Origin of the sequence: Actinomadura luzonensis (assembly GCF_022664455.2) — a bacterium.
In the GTDB taxonomy this organism is placed as follows: domain Bacteria; phylum Actinomycetota; class Actinomycetes; order Streptosporangiales; family Streptosporangiaceae; genus Nonomuraea; species Nonomuraea luzonensis.
Window position 1 is genome coordinate 1733685 of the sequence record NZ_JAKRKC020000001.1, and the last position, 21881, is coordinate 1755565.

The 21881-nt window shown below is 73.5% G+C and carries 24 protein-coding genes; 7 read left to right on the forward strand and 17 right to left on the reverse strand.

The window, feature by feature from the left end:
- Window positions 1-30: 30 nt before the first annotated feature.
- Together MF672_RS08225 and MF672_RS08230 are read right to left on the reverse strand one after the other, a co-directional pair.
- Entirely contained in the window at window positions 31-900 is an 870-nt protein-coding gene (locus MF672_RS08225; RefSeq protein ID WP_242375446.1) for an MEDS and STAS domain-containing protein, read from the reverse strand.
- 185 nt (window positions 901-1085) lie between these two features.
- Window positions 1086-2285: a site-2 protease family protein gene (locus tag MF672_RS08230; protein ID WP_242375447.1), complete on the reverse strand. Its 1200-nt coding sequence runs from the start codon at window positions 2283-2285 to the stop codon at window positions 1086-1088.
- Between the two features lie 70 nt (window positions 2286-2355).
- Here MF672_RS08230 and MF672_RS08235 point away from each other — a divergent pair, with 70 nt between their 5' ends.
- A complete protein-coding gene (locus MF672_RS08235; protein WP_242375448.1) occupies window positions 2356-3453 on the forward strand; it encodes an SDR family oxidoreductase in 1098 nt (365 codons plus the stop codon).
- Here MF672_RS08235 and MF672_RS08240 read toward each other — a convergent pair.
- From MF672_RS08240 to MF672_RS08250, 3 genes are read right to left on the reverse strand one after another with little or no spacing between them, the layout of a single operon-like run.
- Window positions 3392-3910, reverse strand: coding sequence for a GNAT family N-acetyltransferase (locus MF672_RS08240; protein ID WP_242375449.1), 519 nt, complete (start codon window positions 3908-3910; stop codon window positions 3392-3394). The two genes, MF672_RS08235 and MF672_RS08240, sit on opposite strands and share 62 nt — an antisense overlap.
- A 36-nt stretch (window positions 3911-3946) precedes the next feature.
- Window positions 3947-4381: a phosphatase domain-containing protein gene (locus MF672_RS08245; protein WP_242375450.1), complete on the reverse strand. Its 435-nt coding sequence runs from the start codon at window positions 4379-4381 to the stop codon at window positions 3947-3949.
- Between the two features lie 40 nt (window positions 4382-4421).
- Window positions 4422-4994, reverse strand: coding sequence for a CGNR zinc finger domain-containing protein (locus tag MF672_RS08250; RefSeq protein WP_242375451.1), 573 nt, complete (start codon window positions 4992-4994; stop codon window positions 4422-4424).
- 67 nt (window positions 4995-5061) lie between these two features.
- Here MF672_RS08250 and MF672_RS08255 point away from each other — a divergent pair, with 67 nt between their 5' ends.
- The 3 genes from MF672_RS08255 to MF672_RS08265 all read left to right on the forward strand — a co-directional run bounded on the left by MF672_RS08255 (window position 5062) and on the right by MF672_RS08265 (window position 7610).
- On the forward strand, window positions 5062-5646 hold the full coding sequence (locus MF672_RS08255; RefSeq protein ID WP_242375508.1) for a helix-turn-helix domain-containing protein: 585 nt from the start codon (window positions 5062-5064) through the stop codon (window positions 5644-5646).
- Window positions 5647-5766: 120 nt separating this feature from the next.
- Window positions 5767-6153, forward strand: a complete 387-nt coding sequence (locus MF672_RS08260) for an STAS domain-containing protein (RefSeq protein WP_242375452.1) — start codon at window positions 5767-5769, stop codon at window positions 6151-6153.
- A gap of 239 nt (window positions 6154-6392) precedes the next feature.
- Window positions 6393-7610, forward strand: a complete 1218-nt coding sequence (locus MF672_RS08265) for a S1C family serine protease (RefSeq protein ID WP_242375453.1) — start codon at window positions 6393-6395, stop codon at window positions 7608-7610.
- Between the two features lie 30 nt (window positions 7611-7640).
- Here the strand turns inward: MF672_RS08265 and MF672_RS08270 are convergent, their stop codons facing one another.
- The 8 genes from MF672_RS08270 to MF672_RS08305 all read right to left on the reverse strand — a co-directional run bounded on the left by MF672_RS08270 (window position 7641) and on the right by MF672_RS08305 (window position 13355).
- A complete protein-coding gene (locus tag MF672_RS08270; RefSeq protein ID WP_242375454.1) occupies window positions 7641-8528 on the reverse strand; it encodes a geranyl diphosphate 2-C-methyltransferase in 888 nt (295 codons plus the stop codon).
- Complete coding sequence (locus MF672_RS08275) at window positions 8525-9661, reverse strand: family 2 encapsulin nanocompartment cargo protein terpene cyclase (protein WP_242375455.1); 1137 nt, start codon at window positions 9659-9661, stop codon at window positions 8525-8527. The genes MF672_RS08270 and MF672_RS08275 overlap by 4 nt, the downstream gene beginning before the upstream one ends.
- 27 nt (window positions 9662-9688) lie before the next feature.
- On the reverse strand, window positions 9689-11083 hold the full coding sequence (locus tag MF672_RS08280; RefSeq protein ID WP_242375456.1) for a family 2B encapsulin nanocompartment shell protein: 1395 nt from the start codon (window positions 11081-11083) through the stop codon (window positions 9689-9691).
- 134 nt (window positions 11084-11217) lie between these two features.
- Window positions 11218-11529, reverse strand: coding sequence for an EthD family reductase (locus tag MF672_RS08285; protein ID WP_242375457.1), 312 nt, complete (start codon window positions 11527-11529; stop codon window positions 11218-11220).
- Between the two features lie 62 nt (window positions 11530-11591).
- Window positions 11592-11861 (reverse strand): hypothetical protein, encoded by a 270-nt coding sequence (locus MF672_RS08290; protein ID WP_242375458.1) that lies wholly within the window; start codon window positions 11859-11861, stop codon window positions 11592-11594.
- Between the two features lie 47 nt (window positions 11862-11908).
- Window positions 11909-12277, reverse strand: coding sequence for a hypothetical protein (locus tag MF672_RS08295; RefSeq protein WP_242375459.1), 369 nt, complete (start codon window positions 12275-12277; stop codon window positions 11909-11911).
- Window positions 12264-12878 carry a hypothetical protein gene (locus MF672_RS08300; RefSeq protein ID WP_242375460.1) on the reverse strand — a complete coding sequence of 205 codons (615 nt, stop codon included), beginning with the start codon at window positions 12876-12878 and terminating at the stop codon, window positions 12264-12266. Before MF672_RS08300 ends, MF672_RS08295 begins: the two co-directional genes overlap by 14 nt.
- Window positions 12879-12896: 18 nt before the next feature.
- Window positions 12897-13355 (reverse strand): Hsp20/alpha crystallin family protein, encoded by a 459-nt coding sequence (locus MF672_RS08305; RefSeq protein WP_242375461.1) that lies wholly within the window; start codon window positions 13353-13355, stop codon window positions 12897-12899.
- A 242-nt stretch (window positions 13356-13597) separates the two neighbouring features.
- Here MF672_RS08305 and MF672_RS08310 point away from each other — a divergent pair, with 242 nt between their 5' ends.
- Window positions 13598-14932 (forward strand): hypothetical protein, encoded by a 1335-nt coding sequence (locus tag MF672_RS08310; protein WP_242375462.1) that lies wholly within the window; start codon window positions 13598-13600, stop codon window positions 14930-14932.
- A 58-nt stretch (window positions 14933-14990) separates the two neighbouring features.
- Here MF672_RS08310 and MF672_RS08315 read toward each other — a convergent pair whose 3' ends face one another.
- The 4 genes from MF672_RS08315 to MF672_RS08330 all read right to left on the reverse strand — a co-directional run bounded on the left by MF672_RS08315 (window position 14991) and on the right by MF672_RS08330 (window position 20120).
- Window positions 14991-16391, reverse strand: a complete 1401-nt coding sequence (locus MF672_RS08315; protein WP_242375463.1) for a PLL family lectin — start codon at window positions 16389-16391, stop codon at window positions 14991-14993.
- A 256-nt stretch (window positions 16392-16647) separates the two neighbouring features.
- Window positions 16648-18090, reverse strand: coding sequence for a sensor histidine kinase (locus MF672_RS08320; RefSeq protein WP_242375464.1), 1443 nt, complete (start codon window positions 18088-18090; stop codon window positions 16648-16650).
- Complete coding sequence (locus MF672_RS08325) at window positions 18087-18827, reverse strand: response regulator transcription factor (protein ID WP_302893179.1); 741 nt, start codon at window positions 18825-18827, stop codon at window positions 18087-18089. The genes MF672_RS08320 and MF672_RS08325 overlap by 4 nt, the downstream gene beginning before the upstream one ends.
- A gap of 204 nt (window positions 18828-19031) precedes the next feature.
- Window positions 19032-20120, reverse strand: coding sequence for a trypsin-like serine peptidase (locus tag MF672_RS08330; protein ID WP_242375465.1), 1089 nt, complete (start codon window positions 20118-20120; stop codon window positions 19032-19034).
- 389 nt (window positions 20121-20509) lie between these two features.
- On the opposite strand from MF672_RS08330, the gene MF672_RS08335 reads away from it, so the two are divergent.
- Both MF672_RS08335 and MF672_RS08340 read left to right on the forward strand, forming a co-directional pair.
- Window positions 20510-21028 (forward strand): hypothetical protein, encoded by a 519-nt coding sequence (locus MF672_RS08335; RefSeq protein WP_242375466.1) that lies wholly within the window; start codon window positions 20510-20512, stop codon window positions 21026-21028.
- 72 nt (window positions 21029-21100) lie between these two features.
- The gene (locus MF672_RS08340; RefSeq protein WP_242375467.1) at window positions 21101-21880 is read left to right on the forward strand and encodes a phosphotransferase; all 780 of its coding nucleotides are present in this window, start codon (window positions 21101-21103) and stop codon (window positions 21878-21880) included.
- Window position 21881: the final 1 nt, after the last annotated feature.

A 21881-nucleotide genomic window follows, 5' to 3' on the forward strand; every position in this document is an offset into this window, starting at 1 on the left:
GAGGCCGGGAGGCGGCTGTGCGGGGGCCGGTCATCCGTCATGGGCGGTCACCAGGCTCACTCCGGGGACGCCGGTCGCGCCGAGCAGGCGGAACCGGGCGCTGACCGCCGGGCTGCAGCGCAGCACGGCCGTGCGGGGCGGGGGCAGGCTACGGGCGGCGTCAATGATCATGCGTGCGCAGTACAGGTCGATGAACGACAGCTCCGCCATGTTGACCGTCACCTCGCCGTCGAACCGGATGGCCTCGGCGAGCGCCAGCCCGAGCGCGCTCTCGGCGGTGCGGTCGAGCTGCCCGGCCAGCCGGATGCCGGAGGGCGCGTACTGGCGGCAGATGCGCAGCAGCGGATCATGGTGGTAGGTGGCCGCGGCGACCGAACGGGTGTGGTAGCCGGAGACGGAGGCGAGCGTGACCGGGTCGAAGCGCTCGCGGTCGTACTGGCACAGCACCGCCGTGCTGACCCCGCCCAGCGCGGAGGCGATCTCCTCCTCGAACGCCGGGAGCTGCTCGATGCCGGTGATCGGGCGTAATGCCCAGCTCATGTCGAGCGCCACCCGCAACCCCGGATAGCCCGCCTGGCTGGTGACCTCCATCTGGTCGCGGAGCCAGGCCATCGCGTGGCCCACCGCGAACGCCTGCCCGTTCAGCAGGCTGTCCTGGCAGGCCAGCACCATCATGCGGCCGGTGACCGCGGCCGCCGGCGCGACCACGCCCCGCCGCCGCAGCTCGCCCAGCCGCCGCTCGGGCTCCTCGGCCAGCCACACGACCCGCTGCCCGGCGGACAGCCCGTCGCGGACGAACGCGGCGGTGAGGTCGAGCAGCTCCTCGCTCTCGCCGTAGGTGAGGCAGGCGTGATCGTTGATCGTCAGATCCGTGATCTGCGTTTCAGCGCTGACGGTCACCCACGCCACCCTTCGTCCCGGCCCCCTACAGTAGTGATCAAGAGGCGGGTCCGGCAGCCGCGGGGACCGCTCTTGCGCGACCTCCCCCGCTACCCCCGCAGCGGCGGACGACACCTGCTCACTCCTGGCCATGATTATGGACAGGTCAGGGCCGTCGCGGGCGCGGTTCGCGGCAGGAGGGGCGGTCACACCTCGCTACGGCGCCGCTCCTGCTCGCGCTGCGGCGGCACCGTGAGGTCGGCGCCGCGCGGGTGCGGGTAGGGGTCGTGGCCGTGCAGGCCGGCGGTCTGGATCGCGCGGCTGATGTCGCTCGGGGTGAGCAGCCCGAGGAGCCGGCCGGACGGGCCGAGCACCACGGCCCGGCCGTCGGCGCAGCCGCTCATCCGCGGCAGCAGGCCGGTCAGCGGCTCGTCGGGCACGGCCTTCGGCACGGCTTCCGGCGGGCAGGCGATGTCGCCGAGCCGGGTGGCCGCCCGCTGCTCGGGCGGCACCTCGCGCAGCCGGTTGAGCGTCACCAGGCCGAGGAAGAGGCCGTCGGCGTCCACCAGCGGGTACGTCGACAGCCGCCGGCTCATCACCAGCCGGTCGATGAGCCCGGCGACGGTCTCGTCCGGCGCGGCGGTGACGGGCTCGCCCGACATGACGTCGCCGACCCGCACCCCGTGCAGCGCGGCGCCGAGCTGGGCCTGCTGCTCCTCGGCGCTGGCGGCGTTCACCAGGAACAGGCCGATCAGGACCAGCCACAGCCCCTGAAAGCCCAGCCCGGTGACGACCTGGAGGAAACCGAGGGCGATGAGCGCGTAGCCGAAGACGCGCCCGGCGCGGGCGGCGGCGACGGCGGCGCGCACCCGGTCGCCCCAGCGGGCCCAGAGCGCGGCGCGCAGCACCCGGCCGCCGTCCAGCGGCGCGGCCGGGATCAGGTTGAACACGGCGAGCAGCACGTTGACCGCCGCAAGATAGGCGAACATGCCGGCCACCAGCGGCGCGCCCCCCGTGACCAGCGCCAGCGCGCCGGACACCACCCCGCAGGCCAGGCTGGTCAGCGGCCCGACGATCGCGATCCGCAGGTCCGCGCCCGGCGTGCGGGGCTCGCTCCGCAGCTCCGCCACCCCGCCGAGCAGCCACAGCGTGATGCGCGGCACCTCGATGCCGTTGCGCTTGGCCACCAGGGCGTGCGCCAGCTCGTGCGCGAGCAGCGAGGCCAGGAACAGCACCGCGGAGGCCAGCCCGGCCAGCAGGTACGCCACGACGGAGCGACCGGGGAAGGCGAGCGGGAACTGCCCGAAGGCCAGCCCGGCCACCAGGATCAGCACGATGACCAGCACGCTGATGTTGACGCCGACCTCGACCCCGCCGAGACGGCCCAACCGGAACGACGAACGCATGGTGCCTGCTCCTCCGCTCGGATGCGGTCCGGCTACCCGCCTGTGGCCGGAGAAACCTCCCCCGACCTGCATGATCGTCCGGTTTCGCGGCCCCGGTGCCGGGTACGGCGTGACGCTCATGAAGGTCAAGGACAAGGTCGTCGTGATCACCGGCGCGTCCAGCGGGATCGGCCGGGCGACCGCCCGCGCCTTCGCCGCCCGGGGCGCCGCCGTGGTGCTGGCCGCCCGGCGCGAGGAGGCGCTGGCCGAGGCGCGGCGCGAGTGCGAGGCGGCCGGCGGCCGGGCGCTCGCGGTGCCCACCGACGTGACCGACCCGCACGCGGTGCAGGAGCTGGCCCGGCGGGCGGCCGAGCGGTTCGGGCGCATCGACGTGTGGGTGAACTGCGCGGCCGTGCACCTGCTCGGCCCGTTCTCCGACGTGCCGCTGGCGGACTTCCGGCGGGTGCTGGACGTCAACGTCATGGGGTACGTGCACGGGGCCAGGGCGGCGCTGCCGTACCTGCGGGAGCAGGGGCGGGGCGTGCTGGTGAACGTCTCGTCCGTGGCGGGGGCGGTGGCGCAGCCGTACGCGGCGGCGTACTGCATGTCGAAGGCGGCCGTCCGGTCGCTGAGCGCGAGCATCAGGCAGGAGCTGCGGCTGGAGGGGCTGCGCGGGGTGCGGGTGTGCGCGGTGCTGCCCGCCGCCATCGACACGCCGATCTTCCAGCACGCCGCGAACTACACGGGCCGCCAGGTGCGGGCGCTGCCGCCGGTGTACCGGGCCGAGCGGGTGGCGCGGGCGATCGTGGACGTGGTGCGGTGGCCGCGCAAGGAGGCCGTGGTCGGGCCGATGGCACGCAACCTCATAAGCCAGTCGAAGCTGACGCCGGGGCTGGTCGAGCGGATGATGGCGGTGGAGGTGGACCGGGCGCACCTGTCGCGGAGGCGGCCGGCGCCGGCCTCGGAGGGCAACCTGTACCGGCCGGAGGACGGGGCGGGCTCGGTGACGGGCGGCTGGCACGGCGCGCGCAGGACCATGGTGCGCCGGGCCCTGACGGCGGCGGCGGTGGCCGGCACCCTCGCCTACGCCCGCCGCGCCCGTCGCGCCCAGCGGCCCCTGAGCCCGCTCAACCTGCTGTCGCGAGCGGGCGTTCCATCAGGGTGGTGTCGACCCAGCGGCCGAGCTTGAAGCCCACCTCGGTCAGCCGGCCTACCTCGGTGAAGCCGTGGCGGCGGTGCAGCGCCACCGAGCGGTCGTCGCCCGCGTCGGCGATGACGGCGATCATGCGGCGCAGGCCGGCCGCCTCGGACCGCCGTACCAGCTCGCCGAGCAGCGCGTCGCCGAGGCCGCGGCCGACGTGGGCCGGGGCCAGGTAGATCGTGTCCTCCACCGTGTGCCGGTAGGCGGGCTTGGGCCGCCAGGGACCGGCGTAGGCGTAGCCGGCGACCTCGCCGCCGAGGTCGGCGACGAGGAAGGGCAGGCCGCGGCCGGTGAGGTCGGCCAGCTTGGCCTGCCAGTCGGCCTCCGACGGCGGGTTCTCCTCGAAGGTGATCACGGTTTCGGCGACGTAGTGGGCGTTGATCGCGGTCACGGCCGCCAGGTCGGCGGGGGTGGCCGGGCGGATGACGGCTGCGGTGGGCGCCACGGCGATCGCCTTTCTCTATAGCGAAATCCGCTCGCATTATAGAGGAAAGCGCGCGATCCAGCGGCGTTGCCAGGGCGTCTCGATCGCGCGGGGATGGTGGTGCTCGCGCGTCCACGCCACGGCGGCGGCCGGGTCCAGCCCGGACGACACCGCCAGGCAGGCGAGCACCGTCCCGGTGCGGCCGACGCCGCCGCCGCAGGCCACCTCCACCGCCTGGCCGGCCGCCGCTCGCTCGCGCAGCTCCCTGATGCGGCGCACGGCGAGGTCGCGGTCGCGGGGCAGCAGGAAGTCGGGCCACTCGACCCACTCGTGCGGCCAGGTCAGCGCCGCGTCGTGGCGGCGGCGGAGCCGGGCGGAGCCGAGGTAGAGCCCGAAGTCGGGGACCGGGCCCGGCGGGAGGGGCCGCCGCAGCCCGCGCCCCCGCACCCACAACCCGTCCGGCAGCCGGATCGCGCCGACGAGGGCGCTCACCGGACCACGCCCCGCAGCCGGATCGCGCCGACGAGGGCGCTCATCGGGCCGCGCCTCGGAGGCGGGCGCGGTGCAGCGCGACGTTGACCCGGTTGCCGCACCGGTCCGGCGTGCAGTACGCGCGCCGCCCCGCCCGGCTGACGTCCACGAACACGCCCCGGCAGCCGGGGGCGGCGCAGGCGCGGAAGCGGCCGTGGCCGAGCGCGCGCACCGCGCCCAGCAGGCCGATGCCGATGACCGCGGCCAGCTCGGCGGCCAGCGGCGCGCCGGGCGCGGTGGGCACGCGCCACTGCCAGGCCCCGTCGTCGTCGCGCCGCAGCACCGGGGAGCGGCCGGCGCGCCCGGCCAGCACCATGGCCCCGGCCACGGCCTGCTCCTCCGTCTCGGTCTCGATGACGCCGCGGGTCTCGCGGCGCAGCAGGTGAACCTCGCGCAGGGCGGCCGCGTCGGGCGGCGGGGCGTCGAGGACGAGGCCGTGCCCGGCCAGGAACTCCGCCAGCGCCCCGGGGGACGGCAGCCCCTCCCCCGCCGCGCCCCGCACCGTCGGCGAGGTGGCGACCAGGTCGCTCGCCACTGTGGCGCCCGCCGGGTAACCGGCGATCGGGATGATCACTCGCACCTCCTGTAACCGTTGCAGGACGACTATAAGCCTTACACCCCTTCGGTACGATGTGCTCTTGGTGAACCTCGAAGCCCTGGGCCGGCACATTCAGGAGCTCCGCCACGACCGGGCCATGACGTTGCAGCAGCTCGCCCGCGCGGCCGACGTGAGCGTCAGCATGCTGTCCGCGGTCGAGCGCGGCCACAAGGCGCCCACGATCGTCGTGCTGGCCCGCATCGCCGAGGGCCTCGGCGTGCCGGTGGCCGAGCTGGTCGCCGCGCCCGACGACCAGCGCGTCGTGGTGCGGAGGGCCGCCGAGCAGGAGCACATCGACGAGCCGGGCGGCTGGCGCAGGACGGTCCTGACGCCGGTGGTGCCGGGGGTCAACTTCGAGTGGATCCGCACCACGCTGCCGCCGGGCTGCGACGCCGGCCCCTTCCCCGCCTACGCGGCGGGCTCCCACGAGTACGTCGCCGTCGAGTCCGGCACGCTCCGGCTCACGCTGGGCGGGCGCGCGCTCGACCTCGACGCGGGCGACTCGGTCTACTTCGCCGCCGACGTCGAGCACTCCTACGCCAACCCGGGGGCCGCCCCGTGCGCCTACTACGTGGCCGCGATCGTCATGCGCCCCAGGAGAGCCGGCCGCGACCGTCCGGCGAGGTAAGAATTAGCCCGCCGCATCTTCTACACCGGGCGGCGCCCGGATATGGTGCGGTAAAGGCAAGCCACGCCTTGTCCATGTTCCCTGAGAATTCGTTCTCGAATTCCGATCGGTGGGCATCGCATGCTGGATCTCACGTTCGCCGTGCAGAATCTGCCGGGCGTGTGCGTGATCTCCGTGGCGGGCGAGATAGATTCGGTCACCGCCCGCGAGTTCGACCGTTACATCCAGCGCAACCGGCGGGCGCCGGGCGAGCACGTGGTCATCGACCTGAGCGAGGTCACCTTCCTCGCCAGCGCCGGGCTGCGGGTGCTGCTCAACACCCACGCTTTCGCCCGTCAGCACGGCGCCGTGCTGCATCTGGCCGCGCCGCATCCCAAGATCGCCGGAATCATGGAGCTGACTCAGGCGAATACCGTTCTGCACGTGCACGACACGGTGGAACAGGCCGTTATCGCCGCCCTGCAGCAGGCCGGCGCGCGGGAGAAAACCCTCACTCAGGCCACATAAGGAATCGCACGAAATTCACCGGCTGGGCTCACGGGTCAGCAGCAGGTCGAGTTCGGCGTGCACGGCGGCCGGCAGCGCGCGCCCGCAGCGAGTTCGGGGGAATTTCCGGCCGTGCCCGGCGTCCCCGGCCAGCGGCGATAAGGCCGGTGTCAGAGCCGGACGAGCCACCCGATCTTTCCCTTAAGCAGGTCTTACCGGGCATTGATCACCCTGGTGTCATCGGGACGCTAGGAGATGACATGGACGCGAACGAACCTCGCGAGCAGGCAGCCGGTGGCTGGACCCAGTTCGGCGACACGCCGCCCACCGCGGGCGGGTTCCCGCGCAGGGAACCGGCCGGCCCGGCGCTGCCGCCGCCTCCGCCGCCGCGGCGGCCGGGGTTCCTGCTGACCCGCAAGGCGATCGCCGGGCTCGCGGTGGCCGCCGCGGCCGCGCTCGGGGTGACGGCGCTCGGCGGCGGGGCCGTCGGGGCGTACCTGGCCGGGGCCGACCGGCCGGTGGCGGCGGCGAGCGCGAGCGCGCCGAGCCCGGTCTTCCGCAGCGTGGCCGACCAGCTCACGGTGGCTGAGGTGGCGGCGAAGGTGCAGCCGTCGGTGGTGATGATCCAGGGGCGGACGGCCGAGGGCTCCGGCGTGGTGCTGTCGGAGGACGGCCTCATCCTCACCAACAACCACGTCGTCAGCGGGCAGGGCGACGTGCTGACGGTCAAGTTCAACGACGGCAGGACCGCCAAGGCGAGCGTGGTGGGCACCGACCCGGCGACCGACCTCGCCGTCATCCGCGCCGAAGGCGTCAAGGGCCTGGCCAAGGCCACGCTCGGCGACAGCGACCAGCTCAAGGTCGGCGACGACGTGCTCGCCGTCGGCAGCCCGCTCGGCCTGGACGGCACCGTGACGGCGGGCATCGTCAGCGCCCTCGACCGCACGGTCACCGCCGGCGACGGCGGCGGCGGCCAGCAGTTCCCCTGGGGTCAGCAGCAGCAGACCGAGACCACCACGCTCGGCGGCATGATCCAGACCGACGCCGCGATCAACCCGGGCAACTCCGGCGGCGCGCTGGTCAACGCGGCCGGCGAGCTGGTCGGCATCAACAGCGCGGTCTCCTCCGAGGGCGTCAACCTCGGCTTCGCGATCCCGGTGAACACCGCCAAGCAGGTGTCGCAGCAGCTCATCAGCAAGGGCAAGGTGAGCCACGCCTTCCTCGGCGTGAGCGTCACCGACGCCACCGGCGACGTGCCCGGCGCGCTGATCCGCCAGGTGAGCGCGGGCAGCCCGGCGGACAAGGCCGGCCTCAAGCAGGGCGACCTCATCACCAGGATCGGCGACACCAAGGTCGACGGCGGCGACACGGTCGTCGGGCAGGTCCGCGGGTTCACCGTGGGGCAGCAGGTGCGCATCACGTACCTGCGGGACGGCAAGGAGAACACCGTCACCGCCACCATGCAGCAGCAGAAGTAGCCGGGCCGCCCGGCGGGCGGCCCGGCCGGCTCACACCCGGTCGGCGGCGATGAGCAGGTACTGGAAGCTGCCGTTCTTGTACGCCTCCAGGAACGCCTCCTCGATGCCGGTCGCCAGGTGGCTCTTGGCCCGCAGCTCCCAGTAGGGGATGGTGGCCGCCGTCATGTCGATGACGCTGCACGGCACCAGCCGGTTGGCCACCAGCTCCCTGAAGTAGGTGCTGCGGGAGTGGATGTCGCAGATGTAGTGGGCGTTGATCTGGCTGATGGCCCGGGAGGGCAGGCCGTAGGCGTCGTTGTAGCAGCCGGTGATGCAGACGTAGCGCCCGCCGCGCCTGAGCAGGCGGGAGTGCTCGGCGAACAGCAGCGAGAGCTCGACGTACATGGTGCTCTCGTTGTTCCAGATCGCCTGGAACGCGCCGGTCTCGAAGCGGGTGTCGAGCATGTTGCGGAAGTGGAAGCGCACCTGGTCGGCCACGCCGCGCAGCCTCGCCTGCTCGTTGGCGAAGGCGACCTGCGACTCGGAGATCGACACCCCGTCCACCTGGCAGCCGTGCCGCAGGTTGGCCAGGAAGCTGGAGCCGCCCCGGCCGGAGCCGGCGTCCATGACGCGGTCGCCGGGCTCCAGCTTGCCGAGGTGGCCGACCAGCGTCTCGGCCTGCTGGGTCTCCAGCCGGTGCAGCTCGCCGACGACGCGCTGCTCGCGGCTCTCCTCCGGCCCCTCCAGCACCGACCAGTCGACGTGGCCGATGCCGTAGTGGTGGTGGTAGAGGCCGTCCACCTCGCCCAGCCTGAGGTTGACGGGATTGCGCTCGGCGTTCCAGTAGTCGGCGACGGAGCGCTGGTACTGGCTGCCGAGCACGGAGTTGTGGGCGTTCGTGGTGGTCACGCGGGCGGGGTCCTTTCTGCTGACGGTCATGACTGGTAGCGGGCGCTGCTGCCGTGCCATTCGAGGCAGCCGGCCATCCACGCCTGCGCGCCGCGCAGGAAGCGCTTCAGCTCCGGCGACGGCACGGCGGCCAGCGCCTGCCGGCTCGCCTCGAAACCTCGGACGAAGTCGTTGTGCAGGTGGACGGCGCGCTCGGTCGCCTCCTCGACCGAGCAGCCCTCCTCGTTGGCGATGAGCAGGATCACGTTGCTGTCGGGCAGCTCGTCGGCCGCCTCCTTGGCCACCGAGTGCAGGTCGTTGACCAGGACGCTGGCGGTGCCGGCCTGCATCAGCGCGGTGTGGAAGCGGCGGTCGCAGAACAGGTCGGCGGGCAGGTGGTAGCCGCCGACGATGTCGATGAGGGTCATCGAGGTGTAGAAGCTGTCGTGCTGGCGGGCCGCGAGGTAGCGCCACACCGGCGGCGGGGCCTCCAGGTAGCGCCAGGCGGCGTAGGCGCACCAGCTCACGTACATCTGGAACGTGATGCCGCAGATGCGCATGACCTGGGCCGGGGTGGCGTGCCTGCGCAGGTGGGCGGTGGCCGAGCGGAGCGAGACCAGCACGGGGTCGGCCTGGATGTGCTCCTCCAGCTCGCGGGTGTAGTCGCCGGCGGGCGGCGGCGGGTCCATGGCGGACATCACCAGCGCCAGGCGGGGCGGCAGCTCGGTCGGGGTGGCGCCGAGGTCGGTCTCGTCGGCGTAGTAGTCGTCGGCGGCCCACCAGGCGGTGTTGAGCTGGGCGGCGATCAGCAGCAGGTCGGGGTCGTCGGCGTCGGGGTGGGCCAGCATGATCAGCCGGCCGAACCCGGTGCGGGCGAACTCCTCCAGCCGCCCCTCGTGCAGGCCCAGCCGCTCGGCCCAGGCCAGCAGCCGCCGGTCGACCTCCGCGCCGAGCCGGTCGTCGACGCGGACGGTCTCGGGGCACAGCAGCGGCGGGTAGGAGCCGTCGCCCCACGGCCGCTCGACGTAGGGCAGCGGGGCCAGGCTGAGGTGCCGGGGCGGCGCCGCGAGGTTGGGCTCGTGGCCGTCGCCCTCCTCCCCGGCGGGTGCGGGGACGGGCGGGCAGAGGCTGAGCGCGGACGTGCCGAGGCCGGTGGGCAGCACCGGGACGCGGGGGGAAGGCATGACGCTCCTCGTGGGAAGGGGGCCGGATCAGGAGCGCGGGGCCGCGACGTCGGCGTTCTCCAGGATGCCGATCGCGTCGGGCACCAGGATCGCCGCCGAGTAGTAGGCGGTGACCAGGTAGGACATCACGGCCTGGTCGTTGATGCCCATGAAGCGCACGCTGAGCCCCGGCTCGCGCTCCTCCGGCAGCCCGGTCTGATGGAGGCCGACCACGCCCTGGTCGTCCTCGCCCACGCGCATCGCGATGATCGAGGTGGTCTGCTGCTCGCTGACCGGGATCTTGCCGCAGGGGAAGATCGGGATGCCGCGCCAGGCCGGGATCTCGTGGCCGTTCACCTCGGCGCTGCCCGGCACCAGCCCGCGCTTGTTGCACTCGCGGAAGAACGCGGCGATCGCCCTCGGGTGGGCCAGCAGCAGGCGGGTCTTGCGGCGCATGCTGATGAGGTCGTCGAGGTCGTCGGGGGTGGGCGGGCCCGACCAGGTGGACAGGCGCTGGTCGTAGTCGGCGTTGTGGAGCAGCCCGAACTCGCGGTTGTTGAGCAGCTCGTGCTCCTGGCGCTCGCGGATCTCGTGCACGGTGAGGCGGAGCTGCTCGTCGAGCTGGCTCATCGGGTGGTTGTAGAGGTCGGCCACCCGGGTGTGCACGCGGAGGACGGTCTGGGAGACGCTCAGCTCGTACTCGCGGGGCCGCAGGTCGTAGTCGACGAACGTGCCGCCGATGGTGGGCTCGCCCACGTGGCCGGCGGCGATCTCGACCGCGGCCTCGCCGCGCTTGTTGACGGGCCTGCGGGCGTCGGCGAGGTAGCGGTCGAGGTGGGCCTGGAGACCGGGGGCGCGGGCGAGGATGCGCTGGAAGGCGGCCCACGGCGAGACGAGGACGGTGCCGGCGGTGGCCGCCCGCACCGTGCACGACCAGCGGGGGTCGTCCTGGCCGAGCGCCTCGTCGCCGAACTGGTCGCCGTCGGTGATGACGCCGAGGGCCTCGGTGGCGCCGTACCGGCCGGCGGCCTGCTTCTCCAGGCGGCCGTGGGCGACGACGTACGTCTCGGTGACCGGCGCGCCGGCCTCCACGATCACCTCGCCGGGGGCGACGTCGCGGGGCGTGAACGTCGCGGCGATGGCGGAGAGCACGTCGAGGTCGTCGTAGCCGCGCAGCGCCCGCAGCTCGGCCAGCGTCTCCGGGATGACGCGGACGTCGTCGGGCCCCTGCTGCACCACGCTCACCCGGCCGCGCCCGACCCGGTGCGTCAGGCGCCGGTTGACCCGGTAGGTGCCGCCGCGCACGTCCACCCAGGGCAGCATGCGCAGCAGCCACCGGGAGGTGATGGCCTGCATCTGGGGGCGGGTCTTGGTGGTGGTGGCCAGGGTGCGGGCGGCCCTGGTGTCCAGGCTCAGCCGCTGTTCGGTGGGGTCCGTGGGCATCTTCCCTCGCAATCGCCGGCTCCTCGTCACCGAACGTATTCATATGAACACAATCGGTAGAGTCTCCAGAGGGATAGGGGATGCTTACCCCCGGCCCGGGGGCGGCGATGCCCGTCCCGCCGCCCCTTCGCCCGCTAGACGATCGCCGTGGCGGGGCCCACGAGCATCTCGACGCCCGCCCCGGCGAAGTTCGCCAGGTCGGCGGCCGTCGCCTTGCCGTGCTCGCCGGCCATCGCCGCGCCGAACGCGGCCTCGTCGTCCCAGGTCAGCACGGCGACCAGATAGTACGGCGGCCGCCCCGCCGGCCCCGCCGCGGGCCGCGTCACCGTGTAGGAGCGCAGCCCCGGCAGCCGCGCGGCCAGCGGGGCGTGCGTGCCGTCGTAGTGCTTGTCGAACGCCTCGGTGCTCTCGGGGTGGTTGTAGAGCACGATGAGCTGGAATGCCACTGTCTGCCTCCCGGATCGTGGGTGCTTCGATCAAACCCCGGTCCGGGCCCCGGCACCAGTGCTCAGGCGCCCAGGTCGCGGACGACGTTGTCCAGCCGGTGCGCCAGGTCGTCGAGGACCTGGTCGGTCAGCTCCTGGCTCGGGAGCTGGGCCAGCACCTCGTCGCGGCGGGCGACGACCAGCCCGCGGTGCGCGTCGTCCACCTCCGCGTCGGGCAGCACCACGCACTCGCCGCGGACGAAGACCAGCGTCGCATCGTCGCGGTCGGACTCCAGCAGCCTCCGCACGCACTCGCGGTCGATGAGCCGGGTGTCGATGGGCTCGTTCGTCATGTCGTGCCTCCTCCTCGTCGAGGCAGGGCGCTCCGCCCCGCCGCGGGTCACCCGAAGGTGGGCGGCCCGCCGTCCGATCGCGCCCGGCGCACGCCGAACGCCACCAGGTACACCGCCGCCGCCAGCGCCACCACGGCCGGCCCGATCGCCAGCGCCGGGTGGCCGGCCAGCAGCGCCCACACGGCCAGGACCACCCCGGCCAGCAGGACCAGGCCCGCGGCGAGCAGGCGGTAGCTCAGGGAGTTCCTGGGCGGCGGCTCCTTCGCCCAGTCGCCCCGCCCCGCGCCGTGGACGCCGGGCACGCCGGTGTCGCTCACCGGCCCGGGCTCCTGCCGCGCGCCCGATCCGCCGGGCGGGGGCTCACGCAGCACGGGGGCGAAGAACTCGTCGTCCGGGTTCTCGTCACGTCCGGTCATGGGGGTTCACCTCTTCTTCCTCCAGGGCGCGCAGGAAGGGTGTGACGACCTCGTTCAGCTCCGCCACCAGCGCCTCCAGCGACGCCTGGGCGTCGTCCAGGTTCGGCAGGCCCGCGGCGCGGGCGTGCGTGGGGGTGGGCAGCCGGCCCGGCGACAGCGGGGCCCGCAGCTCCAGCGTGGTCAGGGCGGTGGGCCGCTCGTACGGGGGCGCGGCGTACCCGGGCGCGCCGGCGTCCCGGCCGTCGCCGACTTCCCGGTCGTCGCCGGCGGGGCTGCGCTGCCAGGTGCGCCAGCCGGCGGGGAGCGGCACCGGCGGGGGGACGGCCAGCTCGACCACGGCCAGCGGGCCGCGCGTCTCCTCCGGCCGGTGGCAGGTCGCGTCGAGCACGCGCGGGTGGCAGCGCACGTAGGGCACGTCGGTGATCGGGCGCGTGGCGACCTCCCACGCGCCCAGCGCGAACCGCAGCGGGTCGAGCGTGACGGCGGCGTCCGTCTCCCGTTCCGCCGCGAACAGGTGCCGCCACCTGCGCAACTGCTCTCCGTAGCGGGCCTGCGCGCCCTCGCGGGCCGCGTCGATCCAGAACGCCTGGCTCCCGGCCATGGCCCCGCCCCCGCCCGGTCAGCCCCGTATCGAGATGCGGCGCGAGCGGCCCTGCTCGGTCTTGGGGACGCGCACGGTCAGCACGCCGTCGCTGAGCTCGCAGCCGACCCGGTCCGTGTCGGCGTCCGCGGGCAGGATGGTGCGGTAGGCGAACTTGCCGGTGCGCCGCTTGAGCCGGTTGCCCTTGTCGTCCTCGCTGATCTCGCCCGAGATGCACAGCTCGTTGCCGTCGATCTCGACGTTGACCTCGTCCCTGCGGAGGCCCGGCAGCTCCGCGCGCACCAGGTACGCCTCCGCCGCCTCCTCGGTCTCGGCGACCGGACGCCAGACGGCGGCGTCGGCCTCGCCCTGCTCGAACAGCCGGCCCATCTGGTCCCAGAGCTGCTGGAACTCGGTGAAGGGGTCCCACGAGCGGGACGGGAGCGTCGTGTTGCCCCATTGCATGGGCGCTCTGTGGCGCTTGGTGGGGAGTGCCATCGCTTTCACCTCCGTAACGACAGGAACAGATCGTCCCTGCTCATGTGGCTCATCGCGTCCCTACCCCCGCGTTAACCAGCAAACTCGGCGAAGCGCCGTTTCCTGACACTCCGGTGAACTGCGCTTCAACCTCCGCGTGATCAAAGCCGGTCGATCGGCCTCGCAGAACCCACGCGCGCCGTCCTCTCCCCTTCCACCTGCCTCGATTACTGTGAGTGACCGAGTAGGGAGGGGATCCGACCATGGCACAGGAACCGAGGATCGACGTCGAGATCAACGCCAGGACCGTCGAGAGCAGCCTGGCCCCGGACCAGATCGAACGCATCGCGAGCGCGCTCGGCGATCCGGGCGTCTGGTTCGCCGCCCCGCCGGTGCGCGAGGGGGAGGCGAGGCGGCCCGACGCCGTGTGGGAGCTGGTCGCGGACCAGCCGCACCGGGGGCACGTGGCGACCGGCCGCGCCCATGTCCACCTGGCCGAGGGGCGCACGGCGCCGGTCCGGCCGCTGATCTTCGCCGACGGCTTCAACTACGGGCCCAGCGACCTGGCCTCCATGTGGCGGCACTTCGACGCCCCGTACGAGCCGGGCGTCCCCGGCCTGCTGGACCAGGTGCTGGCGATGGGCATCGACGTCGTGCTGCTGGGCTTCGACCAGCGGCAGACGTACGTGCAGGCGAACGCGGGCGTGGCGATCACCTGCCTGCGGCGGACGCTGCAGGAGCGCCAGGGCGACACGCCGCTCGTCGTCGGCGGCGTCGGCACGGGCGGCATGATCACCCGGTACGCGCTGGCCCGTATGGAGAGCGAGGGCGTGGACCACCAGACCGACAAGTACTTCTCCTACGACACCCCGCACCTCGGGGCGTGGATCCCGCTGGTGCTGCAGCAGCTCGCGTACCTGCACGAGACGATCCAGCCGCGCCTCGACGGGGCCGGGCAGGCCGAGCTGATCCGCAGCCCGGCGGCGCAGCAGCTGCTGTGGGGGTGGGTGCCGGGCACCGGCTACTCGGGCCCGGTGACCTCCTCCAGCCCGCTGCGCAAGGAGCTGCTGGAGGACCTGCGCCGGGTCGGCCGGTTCCCGATGCGGCCGTACAAGCTGGGCCTGGCCAACGGCGGCGGCGACGGCCGCGGGCCGGACCTGCCGCCCGGCACTCCGGTGCTGGACCTGGGCGAGGGCCCGCTGCGGCTGGCGGCCAGGATCCAGCCGGACGGGGGCGAGCTCCGCAACGTCGGCGCGATCGGCTTCGGCGAGCCGGTGTGGACGAGCGCGACCTCGCACGTGGCGGCCTTCGACGGCGCGCCCGGCGGCACGCTGGACGCCTTCGGCCGGGTGGCGGACGCGATGGGGCTGCCCATCCAGGACCGCTTCCGCGGCACCTGCTTCGTCCCGTCGGTGAGCGCGATCGCGCTGGCCAGGGAGCCGCTGGCGTGGCAGTCCGAGCTGTACGCCGACCTGCGGGAGCTGCCGAAGGACGAGACGTTCCTCGACGCGTTCTGCTGCGACACCGGCAACGGCCCGCACGGGGCGGTGTCGGCCACGCTGGCGGAGTGGTTCGTGGGCCAGCTCGCGGGCTGGTAGGCGCACCAGGGCCCCACCGGCGGGGCGCCGGACCGCGGTCCGGCGCCCCCGCGCGGGCTCAGCGGCTGCCGCGGTGCAGCACGAGGAGCTGGTCGCGGGTGGCGTTGCGGTCGCGGTAGGCGATGGCCGCCGGGGCCTCGGCGCTGTAGTGGCCGGGCAGGCGCTCGTCGGCGCTCCAGTTCGCGCCGTCGAACACGGCCCACCAGAGGCTCTGGTCGGCGGCGCCGCGGTGCACGACGTAGAGGCGGTCCTTGTAGACGGTCAGGGCCGGGCCCTCGGCGGAGAAGTGGCCGGGCAGGCGCTCGTCGGGGCTCCAGGAGGAGCCGTCCCAGCGGGTCCACCAGAGCGCGGTGTCGTCGCCCGCGCCGCGGTGCACGCAGTAGAGGTGGCCGCGGAAGACGGCGAGCGCCGGGTTGGAGCGGCTGGCGTGGCGGGGGAAGCGCTGGTCCTCGCTCCACTGGCCGCCGTCCCAGGTGGTCCACCACAGGCTGTCGTCGTGGGCGCCGCGGTGCACGCACCACAGCTTGCCGTCGTAGCCGGCGAGCGCCGGGCTGCCGGCGCTGAAGTGGCGGGGCAGCCGGGCGTCCTGGCTCCACTGGGAGCCGTCCCAGCGGGCCCACCACAGGGCGGAGTCCTGGTCGGCGCCGCGGTGCACGCAGTAGAGCTGGTCGTCGTACACGGCCAGCGCCGGGGCGCTCGCGCTGAAGTGCCGGGGGAAGCGCTGGTCCTCGCTCCAGCCCTGCTCGGCGTCGTAGACGGCCCACCACAGGGCGGAGTCGCCGTCGCTGCCGCGGTGGGCGACGTAGAGCCGGTCGCGGTACTCGGCGAGCGCCGCGCCGGAGGCGGTGAAGTGGTCGACGAAGCGCTGGTCCTCGCTCCAGCCCTCGCCGGGCTCGTGCACGGCCCACCACAGGCGGGCGTCGCCGGTCGGCACGCCGGCCACGCGGATCGGGACGAGCGAGGCGGGCGCGGTCCACGGGGACACCAGGCGGGCGCCGTACGGGCGGGCGACCGAGGCGATCCAGCGGGCCTTGTTGCGGGCCGACCACTCGACGACCGGGGCCAGCCAGCCGCCGAGCACCGCGCCGGCGGTCTCGCCGATCAGGGCCGCGAGCTCGGCGGCCCGCACGGCGGCCTGCTCGTTGAGGTTGACCTCGAAGCCCCACCAGCGGGCCACCGGCCACACCTCGGCGCCGACGGCGCGGAGCTCGCTCTGCAGCCGGCGTACCCGGTCCTGGTCGCGCGCGTCCAGCTCGCGGATGCGGCGCTCGCTGTCGCGCCTGGCCGCCAGCCACTCGGCCTCGGCCGCGGCGCGGTTGGCGAGGTCGTCGTCCTCCAGCAGCTCGGTCTCGACCGCGATGTCGACCGCCGCGGCGGCGATCGGGTCGTCCTGCGCCTGGAGCAGCGGCGCCTCGGCGTCGATGCCGAGCTCTGAGATGTCGGTCCTGTTCTCGTCCATATCCAGCCCCCCTGGAATTCGTGCTGCGTATCCGCATGAACCTGACATATAGTAACTGTGCGTGTTCGAGCGGTTACGATAGGGTTGGAAGATAGGCGGTAAAGGCCCTACGACGCCGGTTTTCTGGCGGCTCCAGCCAGCAGGAGGCCGGGCAGCGGGGGCTCGCCGACGAGCGTGACGGCCTCGTCGGCCTCGGGGGCGCCGAGCGAGCCGACCCCGCTCCAGCGCCGCCCCGCGCTGAGCCCGGTCGGGCCGGTCAGGCCGGGGCGGCGGCCGGCAGGGTGAGCGTGAACACCGTGCTGCCCGGCACGCTGGCCACCTCCACCCGCCCCTCGTGCGCGGCGGCGACCGCCGACACGATCGCCAGGCCGAGCCCGCTGCCCCCGGCCCGCCTCGACCGCGATCCGTCCCCCCGCGCGAACCGCCCGAACACGTGCGGCAGCACGTGCGGCGCGATGCCCGGCCCGTCGTCGGCGACCCGCACCCGCACCTCGCCGCCGTCCGCCAGCACGGTCGTGGTGACGGTGGTGCCCGGCGGCGTGTGGGTGCGGGCGTTGGCCAGCAGGTTGGTCAGCACCTGGTGCAGGCGGTCGGCGTCGCCGACGACCAGGGCGGGCTGGTCGGGCAGGCTGACCAGCCAGCGGTGCCGGGGCGCGGCGGCGTAGGCGTCGCCGACCGCGGTCACGACCAGCGGCGACAGGTCCAGCTCCACCCGTTCCAGCGGGCGGCCGGCGTCCAGGCGGGCCAGCAGCAGCAGGTCCTCCACCAGGGTTGTCATCCGGCCGGCCTCGGAGCTGATGCGGCCGAGCGCGTGCGTGGTCTGCGGGCCGTGCGGCTCGCCGCTCCGCCTGGTCAGCTCGGCGTAGCCGACGATGGAGGCGAGCGGGGTGCGCAGCTCGTGGCTGGCGTCGGCGATGAACCGGCGGAGCCGGGTCTCGCTCTCGTGCCGCACCGCGAAGGCGGTCTCGACGTGCCCGAGCATGCGGTTGAGCGCGCCGCCGACCTGCCCGATCTCGGTGCGCGGATCGGTGTCGGGCTCGGGGACGCGGGCCAGGCGCACCGCGTCGCCCGTGGCCAGCGGCAGCTCGGACACGCGGGCGGCGGTGGCGGCCAGCCGGCCGAGCGGCCGCACGGCGTGCCGGACGAGCAGCGTGCCGGCGGCGGCCGTCAGCGCCACCCCGGCCAGCGTCACCGCGGCCTCCACCATGACCAGCCGGGTCAGCGTGGACTCCACGCCGTTGAGCGGCAACCCGGTGACCAGCACGTCGCCGTCCGGCGCCGGCCGGCTCGCCATCCGGTACGCGCCGAGCCGCCCCAGGTCGACGGTGACCGGCCGGCCGGTGACGGCGGCGACCTTCGGGGGCGCGGGCACGTCCCGGACGGTGCCGCCGCTCAGCACGGCGGCCCTGTGCACCCGGCCGAGCCGCACCCGCGCCCCGAACGTCCCCTCGGCCTGGCCCGGGGACAGGAGGAACCACACCTCCCGCGCCGCCTCGGGCGCGAGCCCGGCGGGCGGCTCCGCCGACGCGCCGGCGGAGCGGCGGGCGGCCGAGCTGACCTGGATGTCCAGCCGGTCGGTGAGGAAGTCCTCGAACAGCAGGGTGGTGGCGGTGGCGATGACCGCGGAGACGACGGCGAGCAGCGCGATCGACGAGACCACGAGCTTGGTCTCCAGCGACATGCTGATCCGGCGGCTCATCCAGCGGGCCGCAGCGTGTAGCCCACGCCCCGCACGGTGTGGATCATCGGCGCCCGCCGCGCGTCGATCTTGCGCCGCAGGTACGAGATGTACAGCTCCACGACGTTGCTCTGGCCGCCGAAGTCGTAGGCCCACACCCGGTCGAGGATCTGCGCCTTGCTGAGCACCCGGCCCGGGTTGTGCATGAGGAAGCGCAGCAGCTCGAACTCGGTGGGCGTCAGCTTGACCTCCGTGCCGCCGCGGCGCACCTCGCGGGTCTCCTGGTCGAGCGTGAGGTCGCCGACGACGAGCACGGCGTCCGGCCGCACCCGCACCGCCCCCGAGCGGCGGAGCAGGCCGCGCAGCCGGATGACGACCTCCTCCAGGCTGAACGGCTTGGTGACGTAGTCGTCGGCGCCGGCGCGCAGCCCCGCCAGCCGGTCCTGCACCGAGTCCTTGGCGGTCAGGAACAGCACCGGGACGCCGGGCAGCACGGCGCGGAGGCGCGGCAGGAGCTCGACGCCGTCCATGTCGGGCAGCATCACGTCCAGGACGATCGCGTCGGGGCGGAAGCCGCGGGCCGCGCGGATGGCCTCGCCGCCGTTGTGCGCGCTGCGGACGTCCCAGGACTCCTGCCGCATCACCATGGACAGCAGCTCCGTCAGCGCCGGCTCGTCGTCCACGACGAGGATGTTGATCGGGCTGCCGTCGGGGCGGCGCACGGGCTCGGACTGGAGGTTCGGGCTGGTCGTGTGCATGCTGGAACGATGGCGTGCCCGGATGAAGGTTCGCTGATGCGGGCTTATGAATCGCCTGTGAGTTCCGGGCCGCCGACCAGCGCGTACGGGCAGCGGAAGGGCCCGGCGGGGATGCGTGCGCCGCACCGCCCCACCGGGCCCTTCCTATCCCTTTAAAGCGCTCTCACAGCTGCCGGAGTCACCCAGAGCGATATCCCCCTTCCCCTAGAAGAGCTTTCCAGACCAGACGTTGGCGGCGGAGGCGTAGACGCTGTAGGTCTCGCCGTCGAAGTACGGCGAGCTGATGTGGTCCACGCGGTCGTTCTCGTCCTGGTCGTAGAAGGCGCTGGTCACACCGTTGAGGTAACCGGTGCGCTTGGCGCTGCTGTACTTGACCAGCCACGGGCCGCCGTCGGCGCCCGCGGTCATGGCGCACTTGAGGCCGACGTGCTCCTCGATCTTCTTCGCGGCCGAGCCGACGGTCTTGGCCGTGGTCGTGCCGTAGCACCACTTCGGCGTGACGCCGGTGTAGGGCTTGTTGCCGTCGGGCTGCGGCGCCTGCGGGTAGCCGAAGACGTAGTGCGCCTTCTTCAGCGGCTGGTTCCAGGCGATGCCCTGGCCGCCGACGTTGTCGCCGAGGCGGCCGGCGTCCTCGACCTCCAGCCCGTGGCGGGAGGTCGTGCTCTTCTTGATCGTCACGCCGTTGTAGACCGAGACGAAGGCGTAGTCGCGGTCGTAGTCCTCGTAGACGCTGTAGTCGTAGTGCACGAACGCCTGCTTGCCGACGTACACGCCCCACGGGGCCTTGCCCTGGTAGTAGCCGGGGACGAAGACCCAGTTGTCGAGCAGCTGCTCGTCGTTGGCGGTGTCGTACACGCAGTGGCCGGCGGTGGCGACGATGTTGCGGTACTTGCCCTGGATCGAGGAGGCGGAGCACCAGCGCTTGTCGCCGTCCTTGTCCACGAAGAAGACCTTGCCGATGGTCTTCGGCAGGTTCACGTTCTTGGACTTGGTGGTGGTCGTGGTGGTGCCGGTCGGCGCGACCGAGCCCGCCTTGGTGTCGGTGGTGGCGGTGCCGGTCGAGGTCAGCTTGTCGACGTCGGTGGTGTCCTCCTCGACGTACGTGGCGGCCTGGAGGGCGGCGCCGTTGTTCTCCAGCCAGAACCGGGCGATGCCCTGGGCGCCGGCGATGCTGACGCTCTCGCTGTGCGCCACGTGGCCCTTGGCCTCGACGGCGCCGGCGAAGGAGGCGGTGAGCAGCGCGGCGGCGGCCAGCCCGCCGCCCACGGGCACGAGGGCGTGCTTGATCTTCAAGGGATGTGCTCCTTGTCGTCGCGGGAACGCCATGAGCGTTCGGTGCGTCTATGGGGCAGGAACGTATCCCTCTTGACCGTGGCTTTATGCCCCCTTTGTCCGGTTTTAGCTGGTACACAGGTCGCCGTGATCTCCCCGTGATCATCCGCCGATGCGAAATTCCGCGCCCCACGAGTTGTTCCGTGAGAACGCTGAGAATTTCTGGGAGAAACCTATGTGTTGCAGATCACAAACATGGCGGCCAAGGCCGTCACCTGCTCTTATCCCATTCATAAGCCAATGACAGGCTGCTCTCAGATTCGCGGCGCACAGTGTTCGGCGAGGGATGACCTTCGGGGCTGAACACAGATGGTTCGGCCAGGTCCGTCCCAGGATTGGAAACTCGAGTAGTGCGCTTCTCCAAGCCCTTCACCGTGACCCTCGCCGGCGCCGCCCTCCTCGCCCTGCCGCTCTCGGGCGCCGCCCTCGCCGACGCCCCCAAGCCGGGCGCGACCGCCGAGGCGCCGCAGCCCGCGCACGCCGCCCCGGCCAAGCAGGACGACCACGGCAAGAAGGACGACCGCGACAAGAAGGACGTCAAGCAGCGCAGGGACCCGCAGCGTGTCTCGCTGACGGCCTCGGTGAACCCGAGCCGGGTGCGCGCCGGGCAGTCCTACGGCGTGACCATCGTCGTCAAGGGCCTGTCCTCGGGCACCGCCACGGTGACCAGCCCCGAGGGCAAGAGCTACCGCGTGGCCCTGTCCGGCGGGCGCGCCACGAAGACGCTGACCGTCCCGTCCCGCACGACGGCGGGCAGCAGGACAGTGACCGTCAAGGTCGGCAACAGGACGGCCACCGCCGACTTCACCGTGGTCGGCCCGCAGCCGCGCAAGCGGGACGATGACCGCCGCCACCACGTGTCCAAGTAGGACCGCCCGCCGGCGTCTCCCATGCCACCCCGCCAGGAACCGGACCTGGCGGGGTTTTGGTCTACTGCCTGCATGACGATTCTGTCGGAGGACTGGGGCGGGCCCGGATGGGACAGCCAGGCGCGGCTGGTCGGCGGCCGCTGGGTGGAGCGGCGTCCCCGGCGGCCGGACGTGGCCGCGCGGCTGCTCAGGGAGACCCGGCTGGCGCCGTGGCTGGCCCCGCTGCTGCCGCTGCCCATCCCGGTGCCGCGCGTGCTTCACGTGGAACCATTGATCGTCCGGCACGAGGCGGTGCCCGGCGAGCCGCTGGAGTCGTTCGACGCGGGTCGCGGGCGGGCCCTGGGCGGGTTCCTGCGCGCCCTGCACGCGGCCGACCCGGCGCGGGCCGTCCGGCTGGGCGCGCAGCCGGCGGCCGAGGTGCTGCGGGAACGGGCGGCCGGCACGGCGGACCTCGCCGCGCGGGTGGTGCCGCTGCTGCCCCGCGAACGGCGGGCCGCCGCCGCGGAGCTGCTGGAGGCCGTGGCCGCGTTCCCCGCCTGCGCCGTCGTGCACGGCGACCTCGCGCCCGAGCACGTGCTGGAGCGGGACGGCGCGGTGAGCGGGGTCATCGACTTCACCGACGCGCACGTCGGCGACCCGGCGCTCGACCTGGCCTGGCCGCTCCACGGCGCTCCCCCGGCCTTCGCCGGCGCCGTGGCGGCCGCGTACGGCGTGCCCGCCGGGCTGCGGGAGCGGGCGCTGCTGTGGTGGCGGCTCGGGCCGTGGCACGAGGTGGTCTACGGCCTCGACGGCGACCGTCCCGACCGGGTCCGCGACGGCCTCGCCGCCGTCCTCGCCCGCCTCCCCCGTTGAG

Bases quoted from the DNA above. Each gene is read 5' to 3' on its own strand.
- MF672_RS08230 (WP_242375447.1), bottom strand. From the start codon at position 2,285: ATGCGTTCGTCGTTCCGGTTGGGCCGTCTCGGCGGGGTCGAGGTCGGC.
- MF672_RS08235 (WP_242375448.1), top strand. From the start codon at position 2,356: ATGATCGTCCGGTTTCGCGGCCCCGGTGCCGGGTACGGCGTGACGCTC.
- MF672_RS08260 (WP_242375452.1), top strand. From the start codon at position 5,767: ATGCTGGATCTCACGTTCGCCGTGCAGAATCTGCCGGGCGTGTGCGTG.
- MF672_RS08265 (WP_242375453.1), top strand. From the start codon at position 6,393: ATGGACGCGAACGAACCTCGCGAGCAGGCAGCCGGTGGCTGGACCCAG.
- MF672_RS08270 (WP_242375454.1), bottom strand. From the start codon at position 8,528: ATGACCGTCAGCAGAAAGGACCCCGCCCGCGTGACCACCACGAACGCC.
- MF672_RS08275 (WP_242375455.1), bottom strand. From the start codon at position 9,661: ATGCCTTCCCCCCGCGTCCCGGTGCTGCCCACCGGCCTCGGCACGTCC.
- MF672_RS08280 (WP_242375456.1), bottom strand. From the start codon at position 11,083: ATGCCCACGGACCCCACCGAACAGCGGCTGAGCCTGGACACCAGGGCC.
- MF672_RS08290 (WP_242375458.1), bottom strand. From the start codon at position 11,861: ATGACGAACGAGCCCATCGACACCCGGCTCATCGACCGCGAGTGCGTG.
- MF672_RS08295 (WP_242375459.1), bottom strand. From the start codon at position 12,277: ATGACCGGACGTGACGAGAACCCGGACGACGAGTTCTTCGCCCCCGTG.
- MF672_RS08300 (WP_242375460.1), bottom strand. From the start codon at position 12,878: ATGGCCGGGAGCCAGGCGTTCTGGATCGACGCGGCCCGCGAGGGCGCG.
- MF672_RS08305 (WP_242375461.1), bottom strand. From the start codon at position 13,355: ATGGCACTCCCCACCAAGCGCCACAGAGCGCCCATGCAATGGGGCAAC.
- MF672_RS08310 (WP_242375462.1), top strand. From the start codon at position 13,598: ATGGCACAGGAACCGAGGATCGACGTCGAGATCAACGCCAGGACCGTC.
- MF672_RS08315 (WP_242375463.1), bottom strand. From the start codon at position 16,391: ATGGACGAGAACAGGACCGACATCTCAGAGCTCGGCATCGACGCCGAG.
- MF672_RS08320 (WP_242375464.1), bottom strand. From the start codon at position 18,090: ATGAGCCGCCGGATCAGCATGTCGCTGGAGACCAAGCTCGTGGTCTCG.
- MF672_RS08325 (WP_302893179.1), bottom strand. From the start codon at position 18,827: ATGCACACGACCAGCCCGAACCTCCAGTCCGAGCCCGTGCGCCGCCCC.
- MF672_RS08340 (WP_242375467.1), top strand. From the start codon at position 21,101: ATGACGATTCTGTCGGAGGACTGGGGCGGGCCCGGATGGGACAGCCAG.